We start from the raw sequence: 1,499 nt of genomic DNA, 5'->3' as shown, positions 1-1,499 counted from the left end.
AGGGTTCGGCGCGTCCGGGTCCAGGAAGTGGTCCGCGAGGGCCACGGCGGCGGGATGGTCCAGGGCCTCGGTTTCGTCGGCGATGATCCTGGCGCCCTGCCAGGACAACGACCCGGTGGACAGGGCCTCGTACACGGATGGGAGGGAACAGACTTGCCGGGCCTGGGTGATGAACGCCCCTGCTGCTCCGGAGCTGATGGTGAGGACCCCGGCGATTTCTTCCACTGTTGATATTTCCGCATACGTGCGGTCCTGGGTGGAGGCGTCGGGTGGGGTCATGGCCTGCTGCAGGTCAAGGCACTGGGTAGCGTCCCTGGCCTTGAGTGCGGTGGTCTGTGCCTCAAGCTTGGATTCCAAGCCCAGCCGCTCCAACCGGACCCGGTAGAGCCGGTCCAGAAGATCAACGCCGGCGCCGCCATCGGCTCCCGCCGAAGCAGCCGCGAGTGCTTCCTCTTCAAGGAACAGCGCATTCAGGGCAGCCATGGTGGCAAAAACACCCTCCATCGGTGCTGCTATGACCGTGCTGTTTCCCATGCCTAAATCATCGTGGGAGGGTCTGACATTTCCTGCTGTAGAAGAAGTTCCGGAAGCCTCTGCCTGCCCAGTGCCGGCAGCCGCGACGGCAGGAAACAGCGCTGTCCCGTCAACTCCGGTGCCTCCGCCGTTTCCCATACAGGAATCACCGCCGGAGGCACTGACATTCTGGCCGCCGGCACTCCATGGGGCTTATGCCTCGAGTCGCCAGGAGAATCGCGCCGCCACAGAAAATCGTGCCGTTGCGCAAACCGGCAGCTACGGTAATACGGCGCGGTGAGGGCTTTACCCGCCAGCGAACGGAGGGAGCACGTCAACCACATCATCGGGTCCCACAATGGTTGACTGGTCGCGCACCGCCACCTCATTGAGCAGGAAGCTGCTCCGCGAGAGGACGCGGGGGAGGGGAGGAGTGCCGGCAGGAGGCTCGGGTCGTTCCACGCCCAGCACGGCGTCCAGGAGCCCGGCCACCGTGGTGCCCTCTGGAAGGTCGAACTTCTCTTCCTCGAGGCCTGCGGCTGCACGTGCGGCAGCGAAGTAGCGTACTTTCATGAAAGTGTCAGCCCCCGATGGCGCTCATGCTGCGGTCCGGCTGGACGAAGTCCGGAGCGTCCAGTCCCACGTGGTCCATGCCGTGGGCCTTTGGCTTGAGCCACATGGCGTCCTGCCAGCGGCGTGCGAGGTCGTCGTCGCTGCGCCGGACCGCAGGAGGCCCAGGAGGTCGAATTCCTCGCGTGAGAACAGGCAGCTCATGATCTTGCCTTCGGCCGTGATGCGGGTCCTGCGGCAGTCCGAGCAGAAGGGCTCCGTCACCGAAGCGATGATGCCGACTGTCCCCAGCACGGGCCCGTCCGCAGGAGCGGCATCAGACCCGGCCACCCGGCGTCGTACTTCAAAGCGTTCGGCGGGGGCACCGTCACGGGCCCGCGGATCGGGGGTGAGGACGAAATCGGTGGACAGCAGCT

The 1,499-nt window shown here is 65.5% G+C and carries 2 protein-coding genes and 1 pseudogene; all 3 read right to left on the bottom strand.

The features are described 5' to 3' along the window. Positions 1-534, bottom strand: a 534-nt coding sequence (locus tag G205_RS20360; RefSeq protein ID WP_009359692.1) for a DUF222 domain-containing protein, incomplete at its 3' end; no start/stop codon positions are given. A 285-nt stretch (positions 535-819) separates the two neighbouring features. After that, positions 820-1,086 (bottom strand): MoaD/ThiS family protein, encoded by a 267-nt coding sequence (locus G205_RS20355; RefSeq protein ID WP_009359691.1) that lies wholly within the window; start codon positions 1,084-1,086, stop codon positions 820-822. Between the two features lie 7 nt (positions 1,087-1,093). Beyond that, positions 1,094-1,499, bottom strand: a pseudogene (locus G205_RS20350) (GTP 3',8-cyclase MoaA); the annotation flags it as partial.

It is taken from the genome of Arthrobacter nitrophenolicus, from assembly GCF_000332815.1.
GTDB lineage: Bacteria > Actinomycetota > Actinomycetes > Actinomycetales > Micrococcaceae > Arthrobacter > Arthrobacter nitrophenolicus.
The sequence above is the reverse complement of the archived record's forward strand: the minus strand, read 5'-3'. Positions and strand labels throughout refer to the sequence as shown.

Coding starts and splice junctions, on each gene's coding strand:
- G205_RS20355 (WP_009359691.1), bottom strand. CDS start 1,086: ATGAAAGTACGCTACTTCGCTGCCGCACGTGCAGCCGCAGGCCTCGAG.